This is a genomic window from uncultured Hymenobacter sp. (genome assembly GCF_964242765.1).
In the GTDB taxonomy this organism is placed as follows: domain Bacteria; phylum Bacteroidota; class Bacteroidia; order Cytophagales; family Hymenobacteraceae; genus Hymenobacter.
In genome coordinates, this window is sequence record NZ_CAXTBM010000005.1 from 118,833 (window position 1) to 138,930 (window position 20,098).

The following is a 20,098-nucleotide window of genomic DNA, read 5'->3' on the forward strand; positions in this document are numbered from 1 at the left end:
AAGGTCGGGAGTAGTCGGCACATCTGCTTGCAACGGCAGCTAGTTTACCGTCTGACCTGGTAGCTCAACCTGCACTATAGTACCGATGCCGGGGGTGCTGGCAATAGCTAGCGTACCACCTAGCCGCTCCGTGAAAGCTCGGCACAAGGGCAGACCAAGTCCCGTTCCAAAGCTAGGCCCCATGAGACGCTGAGCCGACGAACCTTTAGGATTGGCCGTAAGCAAGGCCGCTACCTGATCAGGGGCCATGCCTTGGCCCGTATCGGTAACGCGTAGCGTAAGGGTATTGCCCTGCGCACTAGGTATGGCTTCGAGTTGAATAACCCCGCCGCCCGGAGTGAACTTAAGGGCGTTGCCGACAAGGTTGCGCAGGATAGTGCGCGTCATGTTGGGGTCGGCCCAGAGGGTGGAAGTAAGTGCGCCGCTAGCCGTAAGCTGAATCTGCTTGGCTTCGGCCGTGGTGCGGTATAGCTCTTCTACTTCCGCGAATAAATCATCAATACGAAGCTGCTCCGGTTGGCTCACTAATTCTCCGGTTTGGCTCACAGCCCAATTTAATAAGTTGTCAAGCAGCTCGTTCAGGCTTTTGGCCGACTGCCGTACCAGAGCTGGCAAGCGTTGTAAGCCATCCTCATCACCTGTTTTCAAGTAAAAACCAATCAGTTCCGTAACGCCGACAAACGCGGTAACAGGGCCGCGTAGGTCGTGAGCCACAATAGTATAGAGGCGGTCTTTGGAAGCTGCCACTTCACGAAGCTCGTGTGTGACTTCGTGCAAAGCAGCATGGTTTGCGGCCAATGCGGCTCTGCTGCGCCTTAATTTCCAGTACAGCGTTCCGACACCACCTAAGCTTAGCAGCAAGGCCCCAACTATCAGCCATAGCTCGTGGTTGTGGTGCTGTTGAAGTTCACTGCGATGAGTGAGCTGTTTAATTTGGCTTTCCTTCTCAGACATCTCGTAGCGAGCCTGCAAGGCAGCTGTGGCTTGGAGGCGTGCGCTGTTGTTGATTGAGTCGTTGAGGGCGCGAAACATACCCTGCCACTTGAAAGCTTCTTCGTAATTTCTGCGTCCTGCGTTGATTTCCGTTAGCAAGTGATAGGCATCAAGTATGCGTGTTTTGAAGTCAACCTGCCGACCAAGACGAAGCGCCCGCCGAGTTAAGAGCTCTGATTCGTCGAGCTGTTTTTCCAGCAGTAGAATGGTAGCAAGCAGTTCTAAGTGGCCCGCTTCAAGCCGATAGCTATGTAGTGGTTCCACTAGCGTCATTGGTTTTCGGGCCAAGCCTTCCGCGGTGTCAAGTTTGCCTTGTTGAAGATAAAGCAGCCCTAGATTGGCTGTATATAATGAATCGCCAGGCTTATCGGCGCTTTCGCGGGCGAGCTGGAGAGCTTTACGCGTGTAGTATAAGGTTGATGGATAGCTGCGTAGGTAGGAATACAGGTTGCCTAGATTGCCATACAGCATGATCTGCGTACTTACCTTCACTCCTAGGCAGTGGACGGAAGCCATTGCCCGATGGTAGTTATGCAGCGCATTGGTAGTATAGTTGTTCTCCTGATGTATCCCCCCGATGCAAGTATAAGCTCGTACAATACCCTCGTTGTCATTGAGCTGTTGCGCTAGCGTAAGTGCTTGTTGCTCAAGCTTAAGGGCATGCATGTCATCGGCCATGTTTGCGTAGCAGCACCCGAGGTCAAGCAGGACCCTGATTAAGCAGGTTTTATTGTTGCTATGAGTTGCTAAGCGAACCGCTTGCTCGCCATAGAATATAGCCCGTTTCAGCTGCGAGCCATGCAATTTGTAGCATAAGGCAGCAAGAGTGCGCAGACGGCTGGTATCGGGAGTGCAAGTTGGCAGTTGGCGTAAAAGGCTTGCTACCGCAGGATCAGGATCAGACGCAATTGCTAATTCAGGCTTAAACAGGTGAAGGCAGAAAAATAAGAAATAATAAAGTAGCCGCCTTTCCACACCTAAATACAATATTTATAAAATCAAATATACGCTCAAGTATTTATGAATATCAATGCTTGTCAATATAAGGGTAACCCCTCTGTTGTGATTTTACGCAGCCAAACAGAGAATATAAATACGATATATTTATAAATTAATTGATGCTACTATAAACCTGCCAATACTTACGCAAGGGCTAGTAAGTTCGGATTGTACAAAATAAATATTGTTGATTTTCGAGGTGAGTATTACGCAGGAAATCGGCTAGTATCGTCAGTTTCAAGAGCAAAGAGGTGATGGTAATTAGCTGCCCGTCATGCAGCTGTAACTGAATGTATTCGTAGTTACTCCAAAACAAGCGCCGAGAAGTGCAGCGGGCGTACACCACTCGCCGTATATCGGCTCGGCTGAAGGCCAAGCGCTGTCCGTCTTGGTACACTTCCAGAACGTTTTGTTTAGGCTCGAATAGTAGCTCAGTGTCGTGATTGTGCAGATAGTAGTGCAGATGTAACAGTAAAGCAGGCGCCGCAAAGCCTAGTACCAGCGCCGAAATCAGCAGTAGCAGCACCAACTCATAGGTTGATAAAGCGCCTGCAAACAGGAATGACACCAGAAAAGGCAGCCCGACACTCAGGCAGAGAACCGGCCAGAACAGCAAAGCCACTTGCCGCTGAAATGTAACCCGGTACATTCTTTGGCGTCCTCCAAACAGGCCTGTAATAAGCCGTAGCCCCACAATCAGGGCTACGACTACGGCCCCGAACTCTAGCAGAGGCCGCAACAGCGAAACCGTCTTCACAACCTATCGAACCTGAATCCAAGCTTCGCCTGGGTGGTGTGCACGCAGCACGCCGAAACACTCCAGCACGAGTCCGTGCTGTTTGAAAACGGCCTGCACTTCTGCCCGGCCAGCGGGCTCGACGCACACGAGCAAGCCTCCCGAGGTTTGCGGATCACAAAGCCAAGCCCGTTGCTCGTCGGTGATGGTGCCAATCTTGTGGCCATAGGAATCCCAATTGCGTACTGTGCCGCCCGGAATGGCTTTTTGAACTCGATAATGTTCGGCTTCAGCTATAAGTGGTACGGCACTGAATTCCACATCGGCCGTGAGGTTACTACCTTCGCAGACCTCGGAAAGGTGGCCTAACAGGCCGAACCCGGTCACGTCGGTCATGGCGCGTACGGCAGATAGCTTGCCTAGGTCGGCGCCTATCTTGTTGAGTTGCATCATGCTTTGCGGCGCAATGGCTTCGTCTTCCGGGCGCAAGATGCCGCGTTTTTGGGCGGTGGTCAGCATCCCAACGCCCAGAGGCTTGGTTAGGTACAACTCGCAGCCCGCAGTGGCCGTGTCATTTTGCTTGAGGTTTTCAATGGCCAACATTCCAGTTACTGCCAGGCCAAAAATAGGTTCGGGCGAATCGATGCTGTGGCCGCCGGCCAGCGGGATGCCCGCTTCCTGGCAGATGCTGCGGCTGCCTTCAATCACGCGGCGCGCTACCTCGGGCGCCAACTTATCAATAGGCCAACCTAATACAGCAATAGCCATAACCGGCCGGCCACCCATGGCATACACGTCGGAAATGGCGTTAGCGGAGGCAATGCGCCCAAAGTCGTAGGCATCATCAACGATGGGCATGAAGAAGTCGGTGGTGCTGATAAGAGCCTGGCCGCCGCCTATATCGTACACGGCGGCATCGTCGCGGGAGGAATTGCCAACCAGCAGCTTGTCGTCGTGGGGTTGCGGAACGCTGGTGTGCAGAATCTGGTCGAGCACCTTGGGCGCGATTTTGCAGCCGCAGCCCGCCCCGTGGCTATACTGCGTGAGGCGAATCTGGTCGTTGGTTTCAGGAGTCATCGGTGGCATAATAGAAAATGACAAAAAGGCGAAGCCGCTACAGCTCCCAAGCAGCTTGCTGCAATACGACGCGGTAGCCGTCGGGGTCTTCGAACGTGGTGCCGAGTTGGTCCCAGTACGGGTTATATGCCGGTACTGGCTTAAACCCAGCAGCCTCCATACACTGGATAGCCGCGCGCCAATCGGACAGGTCGGGTAGGTAGAACACTAGCAGATGGTCGGCGGTTGGTGCTCGGCCGACTACGTGACCGGGTTGGTGCGTGAATTCCAGATGATAAGGTGCCTGTGGATGACCGAGTATCACGCCATCGAAACCGTTGTGCGTGGTGAAGGCAGCTAATTCTACCAGCCCTAGTCCGTCGCGGTAGAAGCGCAGTAACTCCGGCAATTGGTCGGTGGGGCGGGCAACGCGCAGCTTAGGTACCACGAGAGGAAGCGTTGAAAGGTGCCATAGAAAACAAGTTGGCATGGCGTGCGGCTTCGCGTACCAATTGCGCATTTACGGCCGCGTCGCAGGTGGTGGAAGGTACGCAGATGGCCTTACGGTTCGTTAGGCCATGGCTGTAAGTCTTGTCGTAATAATCGAGCACCAAACTCACCATTTTCTCCATATCGTCTTCGGCAATGGCCGACAGGGCCTCTTTGGTAGCAAGGCCGCCGAGGCGTTTGCGAATCCGCAGAATAGAAGTGGCCAGAGCGCCGGGGTCTTCACGGCCGTACTCTTCAGCTAGCTTGCGGACTCGTACCGGCCGCGGTATTTCCAGCACGACCAGCGGCGCCTCACTCATCTGTCGAAACAAGGGCGGCGGCACATGAATACCGCCAATGGTGCGGCTTTCATCTTCCACCCAAGCTGGAATTTCCGTGGAAAGCTGCGTGAGCGCCGCGGCTAAGTCGTTCTCGAATTGCTCTTGAGTGGGCTGGGGTGGCAAACCAATGCTGCCAAACGCCGAGCCTTTGTGGCTAGCCAGCCCTTCGAGGTCCAGTACTGGCTCGTTCAGGCGGGCCAATTCATGCAACACATCGGTTTTGCCGGAACCAGTGAGGCCACCCAACACTAGCAGTGGCCGGGGCGTAGCAAACTGGGCCAGCACCCATTGCCGGTAGTCTTTATAGCCCTTATTAAGTAAATGCACCTTAAAGCCAGCCAATTCCAGCAGCCACTGGACCGCGCCGCTACGCATACCCCCGCGCCAGCAATGCACCCGTACTTCTTTGCTGGGGGCCAGTTTGGTAGCCGCTTTCACTAGTTGGCTCATTTTGGGCCCAAACAAGTCTAGGCCGAGCAATACCGCTTTGTCCTGGCTGGCTTGCTTGTACGTGGTACCGATTCGGGCCCGTTCCTCGTCGGTGAACAAGGGAAAACTAAGCGCGCCCGGTATGTGGCCCTGGCTGTACTCGACTGGGGCACGTACGTCTAGAACCGGCGTGTTTTCGGGACCTTGCAGGAATTCGGAAAGGGGCAAACGGGGCATAGGAGCAATGACTAGGTAGTATGAGCAGGGGAAGAGCACTTCTTGCTCATTCTTTATGGGTTCATTACGCCAACTGGCGCCGGTAGAGCTGAATGGTGTTTTCGAGGCCCAGATAGAGCGCATCGCAAACTAGCGCGTGCCCAATGCTTACTTCCGCTAGCCCAGGCAGGTTTTGATGCAGATACGCGAGGTTGTCGAGGTCGAGGTCGTGGCCGGCATTGACGCCGAGGCCGAGCTGATGCGCCAAATCAGCCGCCGTGCGGTAGGGGAGAAGGGCTACCTCTCGGTCGTGGGGATACTGACGGGCGTAGTCTTCGGTGTACAACTCGATCCGGTCGGTGCCGGTGCCAACTGCGGCTTTCACCATTTCCAGGCTCGGGTCCAGAAAGATGCTAACCCGGCAGCCTAAGGCTTTCAACTCCTGCACGACGCCCATCAAATAAATCTGGTGCTTCACGGTATCCCAGCCAGCATTCGACGTAATAGCGTCGGGCGCGTCGGGCACCAGGGTTACTTGCTCGGGGCGCACTTCGCGCACTAGGTTCAGAAAATAGGGGGTTGGGTTGCCTTCTATGTTTAGCTCAGTGGTGACAAGAGCCTTCAAGTCGCGCACATCTTGGTAACGAATGTGGCGCTCATCGGGCCGTGGATGCACCGTGATGCCCTGCGCTCCGAACCGTTCACAGTCGCGCGCCACCTGGAGGAGGTCGGGGCGGTTATGGCCGCGGGCGTTCCGCAGGGTAGCTATTTTATTTATGTTTACGCTAAGCTTGGTCATACAGGGGTATTTCTGACGAAGTGGCCTCGGAAGAGACCAAAGATACAACTCCGAGCTACGCTCCCTGTTTTACAGTTGCCCTCATGACGCACCCAGCTAGCACCCGTTTCCAGTCTGCCTTGCTTTTTCTATAGCCTGTTGCTGAGTGCGCCCCCTGCTACCTCTGGCTTCCGTTGCATCACTTAAAAACACGTAATCTTGCATCCTCATTTCTCCTGAATCATGGCTTTAAAAGAAACAATCGACGCGGATATCAAGAAGGCCATGCTGGCCAAAGACAAAACCCGTCTTACTGCTCTGCGCAGCATCAAATCTCAAATTCTGCTGGCTGAAACGGCCGAAGGTCAGCACGGCGCGGCCCTCACTTCCGATGCTGAAATCAAGCTCTTAACCAAAGCCGCCAAGCAGCGTCGCGAAGCCGCCGAAACCTATAACAAACAGTTTCGCTCCGACCTCGAAGAAGTGGAACTGGCCGAGTTGGCTATTATCGAGGAATATTTGCCCCAGCAGCTTAGCGAAGCCGATTTGGTAGAGCAACTCGTAGGCATCATCCAGCGCGTGGGTGCCACCGGTCCTTCCGACCTCGGCAAAGTAATGGGCGTAGCCGCTCGCGAATTAGCTGGCAAAGCGGATGGTCGGATGATCTCGCAAGTGGTAAACAACCTGCTCAACAACACGAATGTGTGATTTAAAAGATTGTTAACGAGTTGAATTGGCAATTGTTGACTCAAGCCAGATGACTTTTGCTACTCAAACACCAACAATCAACAGATTAGCTGATCAATTTCATGTCCGCTTTCGATATTCTGCTGCTAATTCCGCTGGGTATAGGAGCTGTGAAAGGCTTTCAGCGGGGGCTCGTGTTGGAAGTAGCATCGTTGTTGGCGTTTGTATTGGGGGCAGTGGGCGGGCTGGTACTTCTCAGCGACGCCATTCCGTTGGTGCGCCAGTACGTAGGGGAGGCTTTCGGGCTGTTGCCATTTGTAGCGTTCCTGTTGGTGTTTGCAGCCATTGTATGGGGCGTACACTTACTGGGTAGCTTCGTGAAAAAAGCGGTGCACCTCACTCCCCTAGGTGTCCTCGACAACTTGGGCGGTGGCGCGGCCGGCGTGCTGAAGTGGGTGCTAGGGCTGAGTTTACTACTGCACGGAGTTGGCTTATCAGGCCTGCAACTTATTTCGCCTACGTTAGTTGCTGGCTCGCAGGTATTGCCCCTCGTGCGCCAAGCCACTCCCTTCGCGCTGGAAATTGTTGGCTTCGTTATGCCTTTCGCCAGTACGCTGCTGGTCAAGCTACGCGCTGTATTTTGAGAAGTGAACGAGTAGCAAAGCAGCAAACCGAGTTCCACGAAGAAGGCTGCTTAGGAACTCTAAGACGCGTTACTTGCTTAATTTAGCTACTCCCTTAGCACAATGACGCGCCTGCTGCTGCTCGACAACTTCGATTCTTTCACCTATAACTTGCTGGACTACTTTCAGCAGTTAGAGTGTGAGGTGCAGGTGGTTCGCAATGATGTACCGCTCGCCTACTTAGAAGAGTTGGAATTCGATGCTTTGGTTTTGTCGCCGGGGCCAGGCACTCCGGCGGCGGCGGGCAACCTGATGGCGGTTGTTGCTGCCTGGCATCAGCGCGTCCCGATGCTCGGGGTGTGTCTGGGGCATCAGGCCTTAGCCGAATTCTTCGGGGCCACCGTGACCCGGGCCTTGCGACCCATGCACGGCAAAGTATCGGAAATGGAAGTAGTAGCCGACGAGTGGCTGTTTCAGGATGTGCCCCAGCCGGTACCCGTCACGCGCTACCATTCGCTGGTGGTGAGCAACTTGCCTCCCGTACTGCGCGCCCTAGCCTACACCGCCGATCCGGCCCGCGAAATCATGGCGCTGCGTCATACTACTTTGCCACTGGTGGGCGTTCAGTTCCACCCCGAAGCGCTGCTCACCACGCATGGCCTCTTGATGCTGCGCAATTGGGTTCGGTATTGTATCATTGTAGAAGAGGGCTCGGTGGCTACTACTACGCCGGTTGTTCGCTAAAAAGATGGAATTGCAAATCAAAGAACGCAACGAGTTTCAATACGTCGATGAGGGTGCCGGGCCCGTGCTGCTGCTGCTGCATGGCCTTTTTGGGGCTCTCAGCAATTGGCAGGACGTGGTGGCGCACTTCCGCCCCGACTACCGCGTTATCATTCCGCTGCTACCCATTTACGATATGCCGCTCACGCAAGCAGGCGTACCGGGGTTGGTGAAGTATGTGGAGGAGTTTGTAGTGGCCATCAACCTAACCGAATCCTATACGGTGCTAGGCAATTCGCTGGGTGGCCACGTAGGGCTAGAATACACCCTACGGAATCCGGCGCGGGTTAATCGGTTGGTACTTACCGGCAGCAGTGGTCTGTTCGAAGATACAATGGGCGGCTCGTTTCCTAAGCGAGGCAACTATGGCTACGTGCAGGAGCGAGTAGCCTATACGTTCTACGATCCGGCCGTGGCAACCAAGGAACTAGTAGACGAGGTGTTCAATGTCACCAACTCCAATGCTAAATGCCTGCGCATCATTGCCATTGCTAGGTCGGCCCAGCGCCACAATCTTAGCAAGGAGTTGGGAGGCATTCGGGTGCCCACGCTACTGGTTTGGGGCCTGAATGACACCATCACCCCGCCCATAGTAGCCCACGAATTTCATCACCTCATTCGCAACTCCGAGCTACGATTCCTCGACCACTGTGGGCACGCACCCATGATGGAACGGCCCCAAGAATTTAACGGGTTGCTCCGTCAGTTTTTGCGACGTACCGAGGAAGAAGTGGTGGCAATCAACTGAAAGTAAAGCAACAGTACAGAACAATGAATGGCAGGGGCTACTGAAATGAAAGCAACCTCTACAGTTCAGACCGTCTCTTTACATTGCTGGTTCTTCGGGAGTAAGCCGTTGAAAACTTTTTTGTATATCTGCGGCTTCTCAAACTCCAAGAATAGGGCCGCTTCGTATTTGTTGTGGTTGTGGCCCGGTGGTTGCAATTGGGTGGTTGGGGCATTTCATAATCTTGACCTGCCCGCCTGACTTTATTTTATTCGTTTAATTCCTCATATCCCGCCGATGCACTCGATGATTGCCGAAGACTTGCTCAACCAGATGATTCCGCCCCTAAAGGTGTCGGATACCGTCGGGAAAGCGGCCAAATGGCTGGAGGAATTCCACGTCGGCCAGCTGCCCGTGCTCGATAACCGTGCGTACCGGGGCCTCGTTACGGGGGCCGATTTGGCTGATGTTGAGCGTGCCGAAAAAAATGGTCAACTCTTAAGCGAACTTTCGTTGGGTTTTGCTGATGTGCATGTACAGCACGATCAGCATTTCTATAGCGTTATGGAAGTCGCCATCCAAAATAAAATTCAGCTTGTTCCAGTTCTCGACGACCAGCGCGAGTACATGGGCGTCGTGACCGTGAGTGATACACTGGCTGCTTTCGGGCAGCAACCTATTGCCTCTGGGCAAGGAGCGGTAATTGTGCTTTCGATGGAAGAGCGTGACTATTCCTTAGGTACTATCAGCCGGTATATAGAAGAGAACAACGCGAAAGTATTAAGTGCTCACGTAGCGCAGGACGAGCACGACCCTTACCGCATTCGTCTTACGCTGAAAGTGAACACGCCTTCACTTACTCGTATTGCTGCTACCCTGGAACGTTTCGGCTATACTATTACCGCGCAGTTCAATGGGGTAGCCGAGGTAGGTGAAAACGAGCAGGATCGGTACGATGCACTGCTGAAATACCTAAGCCTGTAAGCGGCAATCGGGTGTACACACGAGCTTTTTTAGTCTGGGTAGTATTCTTTCTTGCTACTGCGATGGTTCGTGCTGTACCTGCGTTGACTTTCACTCCCTCTTTTGCGCCCATCCCCCGATCCTCCCCTGACAGTACCTTGCGGGCACTGCTGACGTGTCCCGGTTACACTACTCTGCGCGTAGCTGCGCTGGTTTTTGTGGGAAATCAAGTAACCAAAGAGCAAACCCTACGCGCAGAACTCGATTTTAGTGAGGGGGATACCCTAAGAGCCACTACGCTGGCAGTTCGCATCGAAGCAAACCGCCGCCGCCTCTTCAACTTGCAGCTGTTCCACCAAGTGCTGTGCGAAGTGGCTTGCCAAGATGGCCGTCTTACCATCCTTTTTAGCGTGCAAGAGCGCTGGTATACTTTTCCGGTCCCTATTCTCTCTATTGCTGACCGTAACTTCCGCGCCTGGGCCGACCGCTCTGACCGCTGGCGCCGGGTTGACTATGGTTTGCACCTGACACGCAGAAACTTTCGGGGTCGCAACGAAAACCTGCTAGCCAATTTGCAATTGGGCTTTAACCGCAAGTACGAGTTGTTTTATGAGGCGCCGGGCTATGGTCGGCGCCGTCGGGTGGGGGTAGGCGTAGGAGCTTCTTACTACCGTGCGCGGGCTCTCGATTATGCTACAGTTGAGGACCGTCTTGTTACCTTTCGCCCTGAAGATGGTTTCCCAATCGAGCGACGCTACGTTACGGCCGGGCTGCGCTGGCGCAGGACCGTACGCTTACTAGCTGCTTTCGATCTAAGCTACCATCAAGAGGCTATTACTGATTCCGTTAACCAACTCAACCCCGACTATTACCTCGACCGTACCCGCCGGGAGTACCTGAATTTTAGCCTGAGTGGAGTCTTGAATCAGCGCAACACCTTTGCTTATCCACTCACCGGGCGCTATCTCCAAGCGCAATTGGTGTACAGACGTTTTCTTACCGCGGCACCTCCGCAGTTGCTGGCTCGAGTGCGTTATGCCCGCTATGTGCCGCTTGGCGGGCAATTTTACTATAGTGGTGCTATGCAAGGTCAGATGCGCTTCAGTCGGCGTTTTTCCTACGCCGACAATCGTGCGCTTGGCTATGATGTGCTGGTACGTGGTTACGACCCGTATGTAGTAGATGGCCGCCATTATGCGTTGTTGCAACAAGGCGTTTCTTATCGGCTCTTCGATGCTGGGCGAGTACAGTTAGAAGGCATAGCCAGTTCGAAAGTCAATACCATCCCGCTCGCACTCTATTTGAATACCTTTACCGACGCAGGTTACGTAAGCACGCCTTCGGCTATAGCTGGCAACCGGCTACCGGGCCGCTTACTTGCTTCTGTTGGAGTTGCTATGCATTTGGTTACGTATTACGATCGGGTTTTTACCTTCGAATACACTCGTACGTTACGTGGCCAAGGCGGCTTCTTTTTCCGTTCCGAATTTCCTATTTGACTTGTTGCCTGCCATGGGTAGGTTAAAATTTTGTTATGAAAATTGCTATTCTAGGAAAACCCTTCGACGATGCGAGTTTGCCCTTTGTGCAGAGCCTGCTTGATGATCTGGCTGGTCGACAGACGGGTATTCTTGTGGTTAAGTCTTTTCATGACTACCTGACCCAACGGCTCAATTTGCCCGCTGGCGTTTCCACCTTTACCCGTGGCGATTCTCTGCGTGGTGTGCAGTTCGTCCTCAGCATCGGCGGCGACGGTACCTTGCTCGACACCGTTACTTACGTCGGTAGCCTACAGATTCCGATTCTGGGCATTCATACGGGGCGTCTTGGCTTTCTGGCCACTGTTACGCCTGACCGTATTGCGCAAGCCATGGACGCCCTTTTCAAAGGTCATTTCGTCTTGGAAGACCGAAGCTTGATCCGAGTTGAAACCGATCCGGATGCTTTCGGTGACATCAACTTCGGTCTTAACGAGGTCAGTATTTTGAAGCGCGATACCTCCTCGATGATTGTAGTGCATACCTACATCGACGGCGAATACTTGAATTCTTACTGGGCGGACGGCCTCGTAGTAGCTACTCCCACTGGGTCTACTGGCTACTCACTTAGTTGCGGCGGACCAGTGATGCTACCCCAGACAAACAATTTTATCATTGCCCCCGTATGCCCTCACAATCTCAATGTGCGTCCTATTATTGTGTCGGATCGCAGCGTGATTTCCTTTGAAATAGAGGGCCGTAGCAACCAGTTTTTGCTTTCCCTTGATTCGCGTTCTGTGCCAGTTGATGCGGGGGTGCAAATTGCAGTTAGACGAGAGAGCTTTTCGGTGCGCTTAGTAAAATTCAATCATGTTAATTTCCTAAGCACACTGCGTAGCAAGTTAAACTGGGGGCTAGATCGGCGTAATCCGGCTGGAATTCCAGTTTAGAAGATATACTTTTCCTGCTATTAGTTTTTTTAGTTCCCTATATCTTCTACTTTTGTTGCTGACTGTTACTGTGTTTCCTTCAGATCAGGCTTCTCCTTTCGCTATTACTAACTTTCGCTCCAATATGAAGCAGTTTTTTAATTACACCCTTACGTTGCTGTTGGCCTCGTTGCTGATAGCTCCTGCGGCGGATGCGCAGCAGTTCACGAAGCGAAAGCAGTATAACTCAGTTGGCGTAACGCTGACAGCTATGAACTATTTCGGCGATATCACTCCTAAGCCTAGCATTCCAAGCTTACGTTTTGGCGCTACGCGTCCTAATCTTGGCGTTACGTTCACTCACCGCTTTACCCCTCGGATATCAGCTCGCGGTGGTTTAAGCTATGGTCGTATTACGGGTAGCGACGTTAAGGCCGCTGATCAAAACGACACGGACGCAAAATTTCGCTACAACCGCAACATGAATTTTCGCAACGATATTGCCGAGCTTTCTGCTGTAGCTATTTTTGACCTAATTCCAAACCGCAATAACTACATCAAGCGTCCCGACTTTGTACCTTATATATTTGCCGGTTTAGCAGGATACGCTGGTAATCCTAAGGGCGAGGTTACAGATGACAATTCCCAGAATTTGAGTAGAGGCAGCTATATTGCTTTGCAGCCGCTTCAAACGGAAGGAGTGTCTTATAACAGAGCTGGTATTGCTATACCATTTGGCATTGGTGCGCGTTATAAACTAAACAAAAGCTTTGATCTTGGCTTCGAGATAGGCTTCCGCAAAACGTTTAATGACTATCTTGACGACGTAAGTACGAATTATGTAGTTAGCAAAAGCGCCCTCAACGCTGGCGCCGCCCAATACTTTGGTTGGGACATCACTGGCGGCGGTACCGCCGGTCTAGATGGTACTTGGTTTGAAACCAATCAATCTGGCTACCAGCGTGGTAAAGACGACGAAGACGACTGGTACGTACAGGCCGGTTTCACGCTCAACTACATTCTCGCCCCGCGCGTTAAGAGCCCTAAATTTCGCTAACCAGTTTCTGCTGGTTGGTATTCTACTCACAACCAGTTCTAATGATAAAAGTAAATCTCTCTAAAACGCTCCTTGTTTGCTTGACGCAAGCGGGGAGTGTTTTTTTTGCTCATTCAGTTGCCGCCCAGTATACCAGTGAAATAGGAGTAGGCTTAGGTGGCCTTGTTTATAAAGGAGAATTATCCTCGAGTTATCAGTTCAAGAACAATCGGCCAGCTGTTACGGCCTTTTATCGCCGAGATATTTCGGCGCCTATTACGTTACGAGGAGCTCTCATGGCCGGTCTGCTACGGGCAGATGATGGAAACGTGAAGGGAGAGAATGGGGATGTGCCTCCGTTGCAGGCCTATCGCCAGGCAAATACGAAAGGTCCCCTATACGAGGCGTCGGCGGTGCTCGAGTACAACTTCTTCGACTATCATTACCGCAAGGCGAAGGTGCATTTCACACCTTATGTCTTTGTTGGTTTAGCGGGTTATTTAGCTAGTATAACTACTGTTAGCAACAATGGTACTCTGCCTTCATTGAACCAAAAGGGGAATATCCTTGGGGTAGCGATACCCGCGGGCTTTGGCTTCAAGTATGCTTTGTCGAATCGGTGGAACTTGGGGCTTGAAGCTGGTGCTCGTAAGGCGTTTACCGATAAACTCGACCATATTGATGGTAAGACCAATGGACAGACTGATGTTGTAGGCAATCCGCACGACCAAGACTGGTATTTCTTTAACGGAGTTACTATCTCTTATACTTTTTATAAGATTAACTGCCCACCTCAGTACAAGGACAATCCTAAGCTCCTACGGTAGATAGCCGGATTGGACAGGTTGAAATGCAACCATTTGCGTAACTTGCAGCCTCTTTACGCAAAAAGTATCCATGGCCGTCCGGTCCGAAATCGACCCACAGAATATTCCTGCTCACGTCGCCGTGATTATGGATGGTAATGGCCGCTGGGCCAAGCAGAAGGGCGGCCTCCGCATCTTCGGGCACCAGAACGCCATTACTGCCGTACGTGAGACAGTAGAAGTCGCCGCTGAAATGGGGGTGCACTACCTCACGCTCTATGCTTTCTCGACAGAAAACTGGTCGAGACCGGCGCACGAAGTGACTGCACTGATGCAGTTGCTGGTACATACTATTCGCAAAGAGACTCCCACACTATTAAAGAACGGCATTCGTTTACAGGCTATCGGCCAAATCCAAAGCTTGCCCAATTCTTGTCAGCGTGAACTGGCGGAGGCAATGGAGCTAACAAAGGCAGGTTCTCGAATGACGCTGGTATTGGCGCTTAGCTATAGTGGCCGCTGGGATTTAACACAAGCAGCCCGGCGCTTGGCTGCCGACGTAGCGGCCGGACAGTTACGCGCCGAAGACGTTGAGGAAAGCACCATTGCGAAATATCTGACCACGGCGGGCATACCCGATCCGGAGTTGCTGATTCGCACTAGTGGAGAACAACGCATCAGCAATTTTCTGCTGTGGCAGTTGGCGTACACCGAACTATATATCACGGACCTTTTGTGGCCTGACTTCCGCCGGGCTCATTTTGAGGAAGCCGTGCGGGCGTATCAGCGCCGGGAGCGGCGTTTTGGGAAGACGAGTGAGCAGCTAACCGTTTCGTAAGGTTTCAATAGCAGAATGAATTTATTTTTGAACACATTGAGCCGAGTAGCGGCTATAGTCCTTACACTAGGTGTAGTAGCACCGCTGACTGGAATGGCTCAAACGGCCACTCCGGCCGCAACTGGCGAGGAACCCAAGCGTTACGAACTAGGGGGCATCACCATTAGCGGTGCCCGCTACTTAGATGCTAATACCCTGATCGGTCTGACCGGCCTGCGGGTAGGCGACCCTATTTCAGTGCCTGGCGAAGAAATAGGCAAGGCAATCCGTAAGGTATGGGAACAGGGTATTCTTGGTGATGTGAGCGTTTCAATTACGCGAATTGAAAGCAACCGCATTTTTCTGGATTTCAACCTGAAGGAGCGCCCTCGTCTGTCGAAGTTCGAGTTTACAGGTATCGGCAAGAGTCAAGCAGATGATCTTAAAAACAAGATCAAGCTGATTCGAGGTAAGGTGGTGACAGACGCGCTGCTGAGCAATACCAATACCCAGGTACGGAAATTCTACACCAACAAAGGCTTCTTGGACGCTAAAGTAAACATCACGCAAATTCCTGACTCCAGTTTGTCGAATAGCGTGGTGTTGAAGATCAACGTCGATAAGGGTGGGAAAAGTAAGATTCGAGAAATCACCTTTGAGGGCAACGAAGCATTCAAAGACAGCAAGCTGAAGGGAAAATTCAAGAAGACGAAGGAGAAAAAATTCCCTAAAATTCTGAATTCTGGAAAGTTTCAGCGAGTGGAGTTCGAAGAAGATAAAACTAAACTTATCGAATTCTATAATGCGCAAGGTTACCGTGATGCAGTAGTGGTATCGGACTCACTTATTCGAAATGGGGAAAGCTTGGCTTTGCGAGTTCGAGTTGATGAAGGTCCCAAGTATTACTTCCGCAACATCTCCTGGGCTGGCAACTACTTGTACGACGATAAGACACTGGCCTCGGTCTTAGGTATTAAGGAGGGCAGTGTGTATAGTAAGGAAACGCTTGATAAGCGCCTGAACTACAATCCAACAGGTCAGGATATCACTTCGCTCTATATGAACGACGGTTATTTGTTTTTCTCTATTGACCCGGTAGAAACTAAGGTGGAAGGCGACTCTATTGATATCGAGATGCGCATCACAGAAGGGGTGCAGGCTCGGATCAAAGAGGTAAACATTGCTGGCAATACCAAGACCACCGACCACGTGTTGCGTCGGGAGTTGCGGACTTTGCCCGGCGACAAGTTCAACCGCGAATTGCTTATTCGCTCGCAGCGTGAAATATCCACTTTGGGTTACTTCGACCCAGAGAAAGTAGGCATCAACCCAGTGCCCAACCAAGCCGACGGTACGGTTGATATCAACTACACGGTTGTAGAGAAGCCTTCCGACCAGATTACCCTCTCAGGTGGCTGGGGTGGCTATGCGGGCTTTATTGGTACGGTAGGGCTGGTGTTCAACAATTTCTCGTTGCGCAAAGCCAAAGATTTCCGCAATTGGACGCCAGTGCCCGCCGGCGACGGTCAGCGTATATCCCTGAACGTACAAGCCAATGGACTACAGTATCAGGCTTACTCGTTTTCATTCACCGAGCCATGGCTCGGTGGCCGTAAGCCTAATTCGTTTTCCTTCAGCTTGAACCGGAGCATTAGTCGTTTTGCTTACGGTGGTAATAGCTTCGACATAAATAATGGCAGCTTCCTTAAAAGCAATAGTGCTTCTATTAGCTTAGGACGACGGTTGCGCTGGCCTGATGACTATTTCACACTAAGCAATTCGTTGTCAGCTACGCAGTACATAGTAAAGGACTATCCATATTTCCAAAACTTCCAGAACGGAACCGCCACTAACATCACGCTGAATACCACGCTGTCCCGCAATAGCATTGATAACCCTACATTTACAAGAAGGGGATCTTCGCTGGCGTTAAGCGTAAACCTGACGCCACCTTATTCATTATTCAAAAAAGGCGCGCCTCTGAATACGAGTGAGTGGGTTGAGTTCCATAAGTGGATGTTTGATGCGTCCTGGTTTACACCCATTGTGGGCAAGTTAGTGCTTAACACAAGGGCGCACTTTGGCTTTATTGGCACCTATAACAGTAGCCTCCAGATCGGACCTTTTGAGCGGTTCAAATTAGGTGGATCAGGTCTAGGTGCTGGTGGTAGCCAGAATTTCTTAGTTGGTACCGAATATGTAGGTTTACGTGGCTACGCTGACCCTGGAGATCCAAACTCTATACCTACAGCGCGACAGGAACAAAATGGCGGAGCGGTCTATAATAAGTACGTGATGGAGTTGCGTTATCCGGTGTCGCTGAACCCGGCCGCAACAGTTTATGTTCTTAGTTTCGCAGAGGCTGGCAATGCTTTCAATAGCTACACCGACTACAGTCCCTACAAGCTCTATCGTTCGGCTGGTGTAGGGGCCCGTATTTTTATGTCGGCATTTGGTTTGCTAGGGTTTGATTTCGGCCGGGCCTTTGATGTTATTCCGCGCACTTCGTCTAGTCAGACTGCTCAGGACCGCAACCAATTCCACTTCATCATCGGCCAGCAAATCCGCTAAGTGCGAGAGGCGCAGGTCGGCTTTTCCCACTTGTTGCTATGAAGAAAACATTCTCTGCCCTGGCCTCCCTGCTAGTGCTTCTGATTACCGCTGGCTCGGCAACAGCCCAAAAATTCGGGTACATAGATTCCGAGTTCATCATGACCAAGATGCCAGAGTATGCGCAAGCTCAAACTGAGATCAACAACTTGTCGCAGAACTGGCAGAAGGATATCGAGGCTCAAAAAAAGGACCTCGATAAGCTATATCGCACGTACCAAGCCGAAGAAGTTCTGTTGACGGAGCCGATGAAGAAGAAGCGGCAAGACGAAATCCTGAAAAAAGAGCAGGATGTAAAAGGCTACCAAAACAAAATTTTCGGTTACGAAGGTCAGCTGTTCAAAAAGCGTCAAGAACTTACTAAACCGGTACAGGACCGCGTATTTGAAGCCGTAGAAAAAGTAGCCAAGAAAAAGCAGCTAGCCATCATGTTCGATAAGTCTGGCGACTTGACTATGCTTTATACCAACCCAGTACACGACTATACGGAATTTGTATTGGAAGAATTGGGTTTAGCATCAGAAGACAGAAACCAAACCGCACAGAAGGGCAGCGTTAAATCGGTGTCCGTTCCGAAGACGCCGGCGGGTGATGAGCCGCAAGCTGATGAGGACAAGGCTGGTACTACACCGGCTACTCGGCAACCGGCCACACGTCCGGCAAGCCGAAAGAACTAACTTTGCAACATACACTTCCCAGACATTTCCTTTTTAATGACCATCATGAACATGTTCCGCGTTGTATTGGCTGCGGCCGCTCTTACTTTCACGTCGGCTTCAGTTGCGTTAGCGCAGGCTCCTACTGTTGCAGCGGCAACTCCAGCTTCCACCACGGCAGCAGCTCCAAGCGGCCCATTAAAAATTGGCTACACGAGTGTGGAATATGTGCTGAGCCAGATGCCTGAAAGCCGGCAGATTGAAACTGATTTGAAAGCCTACAGCACGCAGCTGGAAAATCAGCTTAAGAGCAAATATGCCGAGTATCAAACCAAAGCTGAAGCCTACCAGAAAGGTGCCGCTACTATGACAGATGTAGTAAAGGCCGACAAAGAGAAGGAGCTGACAACTATGCAGCAGTCTATTCAAGAGTTTCAGCGTTCTGCCGACCAAAACCTTCAGCAGAAGCAGCAAACCTTGCTGAAGCCCGCACTTGATAAGCTTCAGAAGACTATTGACGCTGTATCGGTAGAGAACGGCTACACGTACGTGCTTAATTCTGATGGTGCTAGCCCAGTGCTTCTGCACGGCCCGAAAGAGGGTGACATTTCTGACCTGATTCTAAAGAAAATGGGTGTAACGCCAGGTGCTGCTTCTGCTGCGCCTAAAGCTAGTGCTCCTGTTGTGCCTGCTTCCAATCCCGCTACAAGCCCGAACAAGACGGCTAAAGCTACTAAAAAGAAGTAAGGCACTTTTGCTGATACAATTAGAAAAGCCGGAGCTTTGTGCTCCGGCTTTCTTGTTTAGTAGCCTTTCTGCCTACAATTTTATATGACTCAGACTGACTCCTTGTTGGATGATGAATTACTGCCTCCTACTCCTCATGAAGAAGATGATGAGGCGGAGGTAGGAGATGAGCTTTACGAGCATCATCGCATAGTAGTGAGTCGGAAGCAAGACTTGCTACGGCTCGATAAGTATCTGTTGCGCCAACTGCCACACACATCACGCACCAAGATTCAGAATGCCATTTTGGCGGAAGCAGTGCAGGTGAACGAGCGACCGGTGAAATCCAGCTACCGCATCAAGCCCGGCGACCTTATCACCATTACGCTGCCCGAGCCGCCCATTGATTATCGGGTGCTGCCCGAGCCTATGGACCTCGACATTCGCTATGAAGACGAGGCGCTGTTGATAGTAAATAAACCCGCGGGTATGGTTGTGCACCCGGCATATGGCAACTGGCATGGCACGTTAGTGAATGGTCTAACACACCACCTCAACAATCTGCCCACGGGCCGTAATGGCGAGATTCGTCCTGGCCTCATTCACCGCATTGATAAAGACACCTCTGGGTTGCTGGTTATCGGTAAGACGGAATTTGCAATGACGCATCTTTCGCAGCAATTCTTCTATCACACCATTGAGCGAACGTATTTAGCACTAGTTTGGGGCGTACCCAAGGAGCCGCAGGGGACGGTCCGCAGCAATATTGGGCGTAGTGTAAAGGACCGGAAAGTGCAAGCTGTGTACCCTCTTGATAGCGAACAGGGTAAATCAGCAGTAACGCATTACAAGGTGCTACGCACATTCGGGCATGTGGCATTGGTACAATGCAACCTTGAAACTGGCCGTACGCATCAAATACGAGTGCACATGAAGCACATTGGGCATCCATTGTTCTCGGATGCCACCTACGGAGGCAACAAGGTGTTGTATGGGCAGCGGACAGGTGCATATAAGGCCTTTGTTGACAAAGCTTTTGAATTAATACCACGCCAAGCGTTGCATGCCAAGTCATTGGGCTTTGTACATCCCGTAACGAACGCTCAAATGCAGTTTGAAGTGGAGCTACCTGCCGACTTTGCGGCAGTACTAACTCATTGGGAGCAATATGCTGATTAATAGATCCGTGAGTATTTTTGCAAAGAAGAGTTATGCTTTAA

Annotated in this window: 20 protein-coding genes; 14 read left to right on the forward strand and 6 right to left on the reverse strand. The window is 51.7% G+C overall.

Annotation, left to right across the window (positions count from 1 at the left end):
• Positions 1–39: 39 nt before the first annotated feature.
• From ACFE7X_RS03570 to ACFE7X_RS03595, 6 genes are all read right to left on the reverse strand, one after another.
• Positions 40–1,509 carry a tetratricopeptide repeat-containing sensor histidine kinase gene (locus tag ACFE7X_RS03570; RefSeq protein WP_375434285.1) on the reverse strand — a complete coding sequence of 490 codons (1,470 nt, stop codon included), beginning with the start codon at positions 1,507–1,509 and terminating at the stop codon, positions 40–42.
• Between the two features lie 637 nt (positions 1,510–2,146).
• The gene (locus ACFE7X_RS03575) at positions 2,147–2,749 is read right to left on the reverse strand and encodes a hypothetical protein (protein WP_375434286.1); all 603 of its coding nucleotides are present in this window, start codon (positions 2,747–2,749) and stop codon (positions 2,147–2,149) included.
• Positions 2,750–2,752: 3 nt separating this feature from the next.
• A complete protein-coding gene (gene selD, locus ACFE7X_RS03580; protein WP_375434287.1) occupies positions 2,753–3,805 on the reverse strand; it encodes a selenide, water dikinase SelD in 1,053 nt (350 codons plus the stop codon).
• A gap of 37 nt (positions 3,806–3,842) precedes the next feature.
• Positions 3,843–4,232 carry a VOC family protein gene (locus ACFE7X_RS03585; RefSeq protein WP_375434288.1) on the reverse strand — a complete coding sequence of 130 codons (390 nt, stop codon included), beginning with the start codon at positions 4,230–4,232 and terminating at the stop codon, positions 3,843–3,845.
• Entirely contained in the window at positions 4,222–5,280 is a 1,059-nt protein-coding gene (gene mnmH, locus ACFE7X_RS03590; protein ID WP_375434289.1) for a tRNA 2-selenouridine(34) synthase MnmH, read from the reverse strand. The genes ACFE7X_RS03585 and mnmH overlap by 11 nt, the downstream gene beginning before the upstream one ends.
• 64 nt (positions 5,281–5,344) lie before the next feature.
• Positions 5,345–6,058, reverse strand: a complete 714-nt coding sequence (locus tag ACFE7X_RS03595; RefSeq protein WP_375434290.1) for a pyridoxine 5'-phosphate synthase — start codon at positions 6,056–6,058, stop codon at positions 5,345–5,347.
• Between the two features lie 222 nt (positions 6,059–6,280).
• On the opposite strand from ACFE7X_RS03595, the gene ACFE7X_RS03600 reads away from it, so the two are divergent.
• The 14 genes from ACFE7X_RS03600 to ACFE7X_RS03665 all read left to right on the forward strand — a co-directional run bounded on the left by ACFE7X_RS03600 (position 6,281) and on the right by ACFE7X_RS03665 (position 20,057).
• Positions 6,281–6,745, forward strand: coding sequence for a GatB/YqeY domain-containing protein (locus ACFE7X_RS03600; RefSeq protein WP_375434291.1), 465 nt, complete (start codon positions 6,281–6,283; stop codon positions 6,743–6,745).
• A gap of 101 nt (positions 6,746–6,846) precedes the next feature.
• Positions 6,847–7,368, forward strand: a complete 522-nt coding sequence (locus ACFE7X_RS03605) for a CvpA family protein (protein ID WP_375434292.1) — start codon at positions 6,847–6,849, stop codon at positions 7,366–7,368.
• A 102-nt stretch (positions 7,369–7,470) separates the two neighbouring features.
• Positions 7,471–8,091, forward strand: a complete 621-nt coding sequence (locus ACFE7X_RS03610) for an anthranilate synthase component II (protein WP_375434293.1) — start codon at positions 7,471–7,473, stop codon at positions 8,089–8,091.
• A 4-nt stretch (positions 8,092–8,095) separates the two neighbouring features.
• Entirely contained in the window at positions 8,096–8,878 is a 783-nt protein-coding gene (locus ACFE7X_RS03615; RefSeq protein ID WP_375434294.1) for an alpha/beta fold hydrolase, read from the forward strand.
• Positions 8,879–9,163: 285 nt separating this feature from the next.
• The gene (locus ACFE7X_RS03620; protein ID WP_375434295.1) at positions 9,164–9,841 is read left to right on the forward strand and encodes a CBS domain-containing protein; all 678 of its coding nucleotides are present in this window, start codon (positions 9,164–9,166) and stop codon (positions 9,839–9,841) included.
• Between the two features lie 62 nt (positions 9,842–9,903).
• A complete protein-coding gene (locus ACFE7X_RS03625; protein ID WP_375434296.1) occupies positions 9,904–11,319 on the forward strand; it encodes a POTRA domain-containing protein in 1,416 nt (471 codons plus the stop codon).
• Positions 11,320–11,354: 35 nt separating this feature from the next.
• Positions 11,355–12,248: an NAD kinase gene (locus ACFE7X_RS03630; RefSeq protein WP_375434297.1), complete on the forward strand. Its 894-nt coding sequence runs from the start codon at positions 11,355–11,357 to the stop codon at positions 12,246–12,248.
• A gap of 52 nt (positions 12,249–12,300) precedes the next feature.
• Entirely contained in the window at positions 12,301–13,284 is a 984-nt protein-coding gene (locus tag ACFE7X_RS03635; protein ID WP_375434298.1) for a DUF6089 family protein, read from the forward strand.
• Positions 13,285–13,325: 41 nt separating this feature from the next.
• Positions 13,326–14,090, forward strand: a complete 765-nt coding sequence (locus tag ACFE7X_RS03640; protein ID WP_375434299.1) for a DUF6089 family protein — start codon at positions 13,326–13,328, stop codon at positions 14,088–14,090.
• Positions 14,091–14,160: 70 nt separating this feature from the next.
• Positions 14,161–14,907, forward strand: a complete 747-nt coding sequence (locus tag ACFE7X_RS03645; RefSeq protein ID WP_375434300.1) for an isoprenyl transferase — start codon at positions 14,161–14,163, stop codon at positions 14,905–14,907.
• Positions 14,908–15,000: 93 nt separating this feature from the next.
• Positions 15,001–17,457, forward strand: coding sequence for an outer membrane protein assembly factor BamA (gene bamA / locus ACFE7X_RS03650; protein WP_375434301.1), 2,457 nt, complete (start codon positions 15,001–15,003; stop codon positions 17,455–17,457).
• Between the two features lie 38 nt (positions 17,458–17,495).
• Positions 17,496–18,173, forward strand: coding sequence for an OmpH family outer membrane protein (locus ACFE7X_RS03655; RefSeq protein ID WP_375434302.1), 678 nt, complete (start codon positions 17,496–17,498; stop codon positions 18,171–18,173).
• A gap of 45 nt (positions 18,174–18,218) precedes the next feature.
• A complete protein-coding gene (locus ACFE7X_RS03660; protein WP_375434303.1) occupies positions 18,219–18,899 on the forward strand; it encodes an OmpH family outer membrane protein in 681 nt (226 codons plus the stop codon).
• Between the two features lie 84 nt (positions 18,900–18,983).
• Positions 18,984–20,057 (forward strand): RluA family pseudouridine synthase, encoded by a 1,074-nt coding sequence (locus tag ACFE7X_RS03665; RefSeq protein ID WP_375434304.1) that lies wholly within the window; start codon positions 18,984–18,986, stop codon positions 20,055–20,057.
• Positions 20,058–20,098: the final 41 nt, after the last annotated feature.

Bases quoted from the DNA above. Each gene is read 5' to 3' on its own strand.
- mnmH (WP_375434289.1), bottom strand. From the start codon at position 5,280: ATGCCCCGTTTGCCCCTTTCCGAATTCCTGCAAGGTCCCGAAAACACG.
- ACFE7X_RS03645 (WP_375434300.1), top strand. From the start codon at position 14,161: ATGGCCGTCCGGTCCGAAATCGACCCACAGAATATTCCTGCTCACGTC.
- ACFE7X_RS03620 (WP_375434295.1), top strand. From the start codon at position 9,164: ATGATTGCCGAAGACTTGCTCAACCAGATGATTCCGCCCCTAAAGGTG.
- ACFE7X_RS03570 (WP_375434285.1), bottom strand. From the start codon at position 1,509: ATGGCTTCCGTCCACTGCCTAGGAGTGAAGGTAAGTACGCAGATCATG.
- ACFE7X_RS03640 (WP_375434299.1), top strand. From the start codon at position 13,326: ATGATAAAAGTAAATCTCTCTAAAACGCTCCTTGTTTGCTTGACGCAA.
- ACFE7X_RS03655 (WP_375434302.1), top strand. From the start codon at position 17,496: ATGAAGAAAACATTCTCTGCCCTGGCCTCCCTGCTAGTGCTTCTGATT.
- ACFE7X_RS03660 (WP_375434303.1), top strand. From the start codon at position 18,219: ATGAACATGTTCCGCGTTGTATTGGCTGCGGCCGCTCTTACTTTCACG.
- ACFE7X_RS03610 (WP_375434293.1), top strand. From the start codon at position 7,471: ATGACGCGCCTGCTGCTGCTCGACAACTTCGATTCTTTCACCTATAAC.
- ACFE7X_RS03605 (WP_375434292.1), top strand. From the start codon at position 6,847: ATGTCCGCTTTCGATATTCTGCTGCTAATTCCGCTGGGTATAGGAGCT.
- bamA (WP_375434301.1), top strand. From the start codon at position 15,001: ATGGCTCAAACGGCCACTCCGGCCGCAACTGGCGAGGAACCCAAGCGT.
- selD (WP_375434287.1), bottom strand. From the start codon at position 3,805: ATGACTCCTGAAACCAACGACCAGATTCGCCTCACGCAGTATAGCCAC.
- ACFE7X_RS03625 (WP_375434296.1), top strand. From the start codon at position 9,904: ATGGTTCGTGCTGTACCTGCGTTGACTTTCACTCCCTCTTTTGCGCCC.
- ACFE7X_RS03630 (WP_375434297.1), top strand. From the start codon at position 11,355: ATGAAAATTGCTATTCTAGGAAAACCCTTCGACGATGCGAGTTTGCCC.
- ACFE7X_RS03665 (WP_375434304.1), top strand. From the start codon at position 18,984: ATGACTCAGACTGACTCCTTGTTGGATGATGAATTACTGCCTCCTACT.
- ACFE7X_RS03615 (WP_375434294.1), top strand. From the start codon at position 8,096: ATGGAATTGCAAATCAAAGAACGCAACGAGTTTCAATACGTCGATGAG.
- ACFE7X_RS03600 (WP_375434291.1), top strand. From the start codon at position 6,281: ATGGCTTTAAAAGAAACAATCGACGCGGATATCAAGAAGGCCATGCTG.
- ACFE7X_RS03595 (WP_375434290.1), bottom strand. From the start codon at position 6,058: ATGACCAAGCTTAGCGTAAACATAAATAAAATAGCTACCCTGCGGAAC.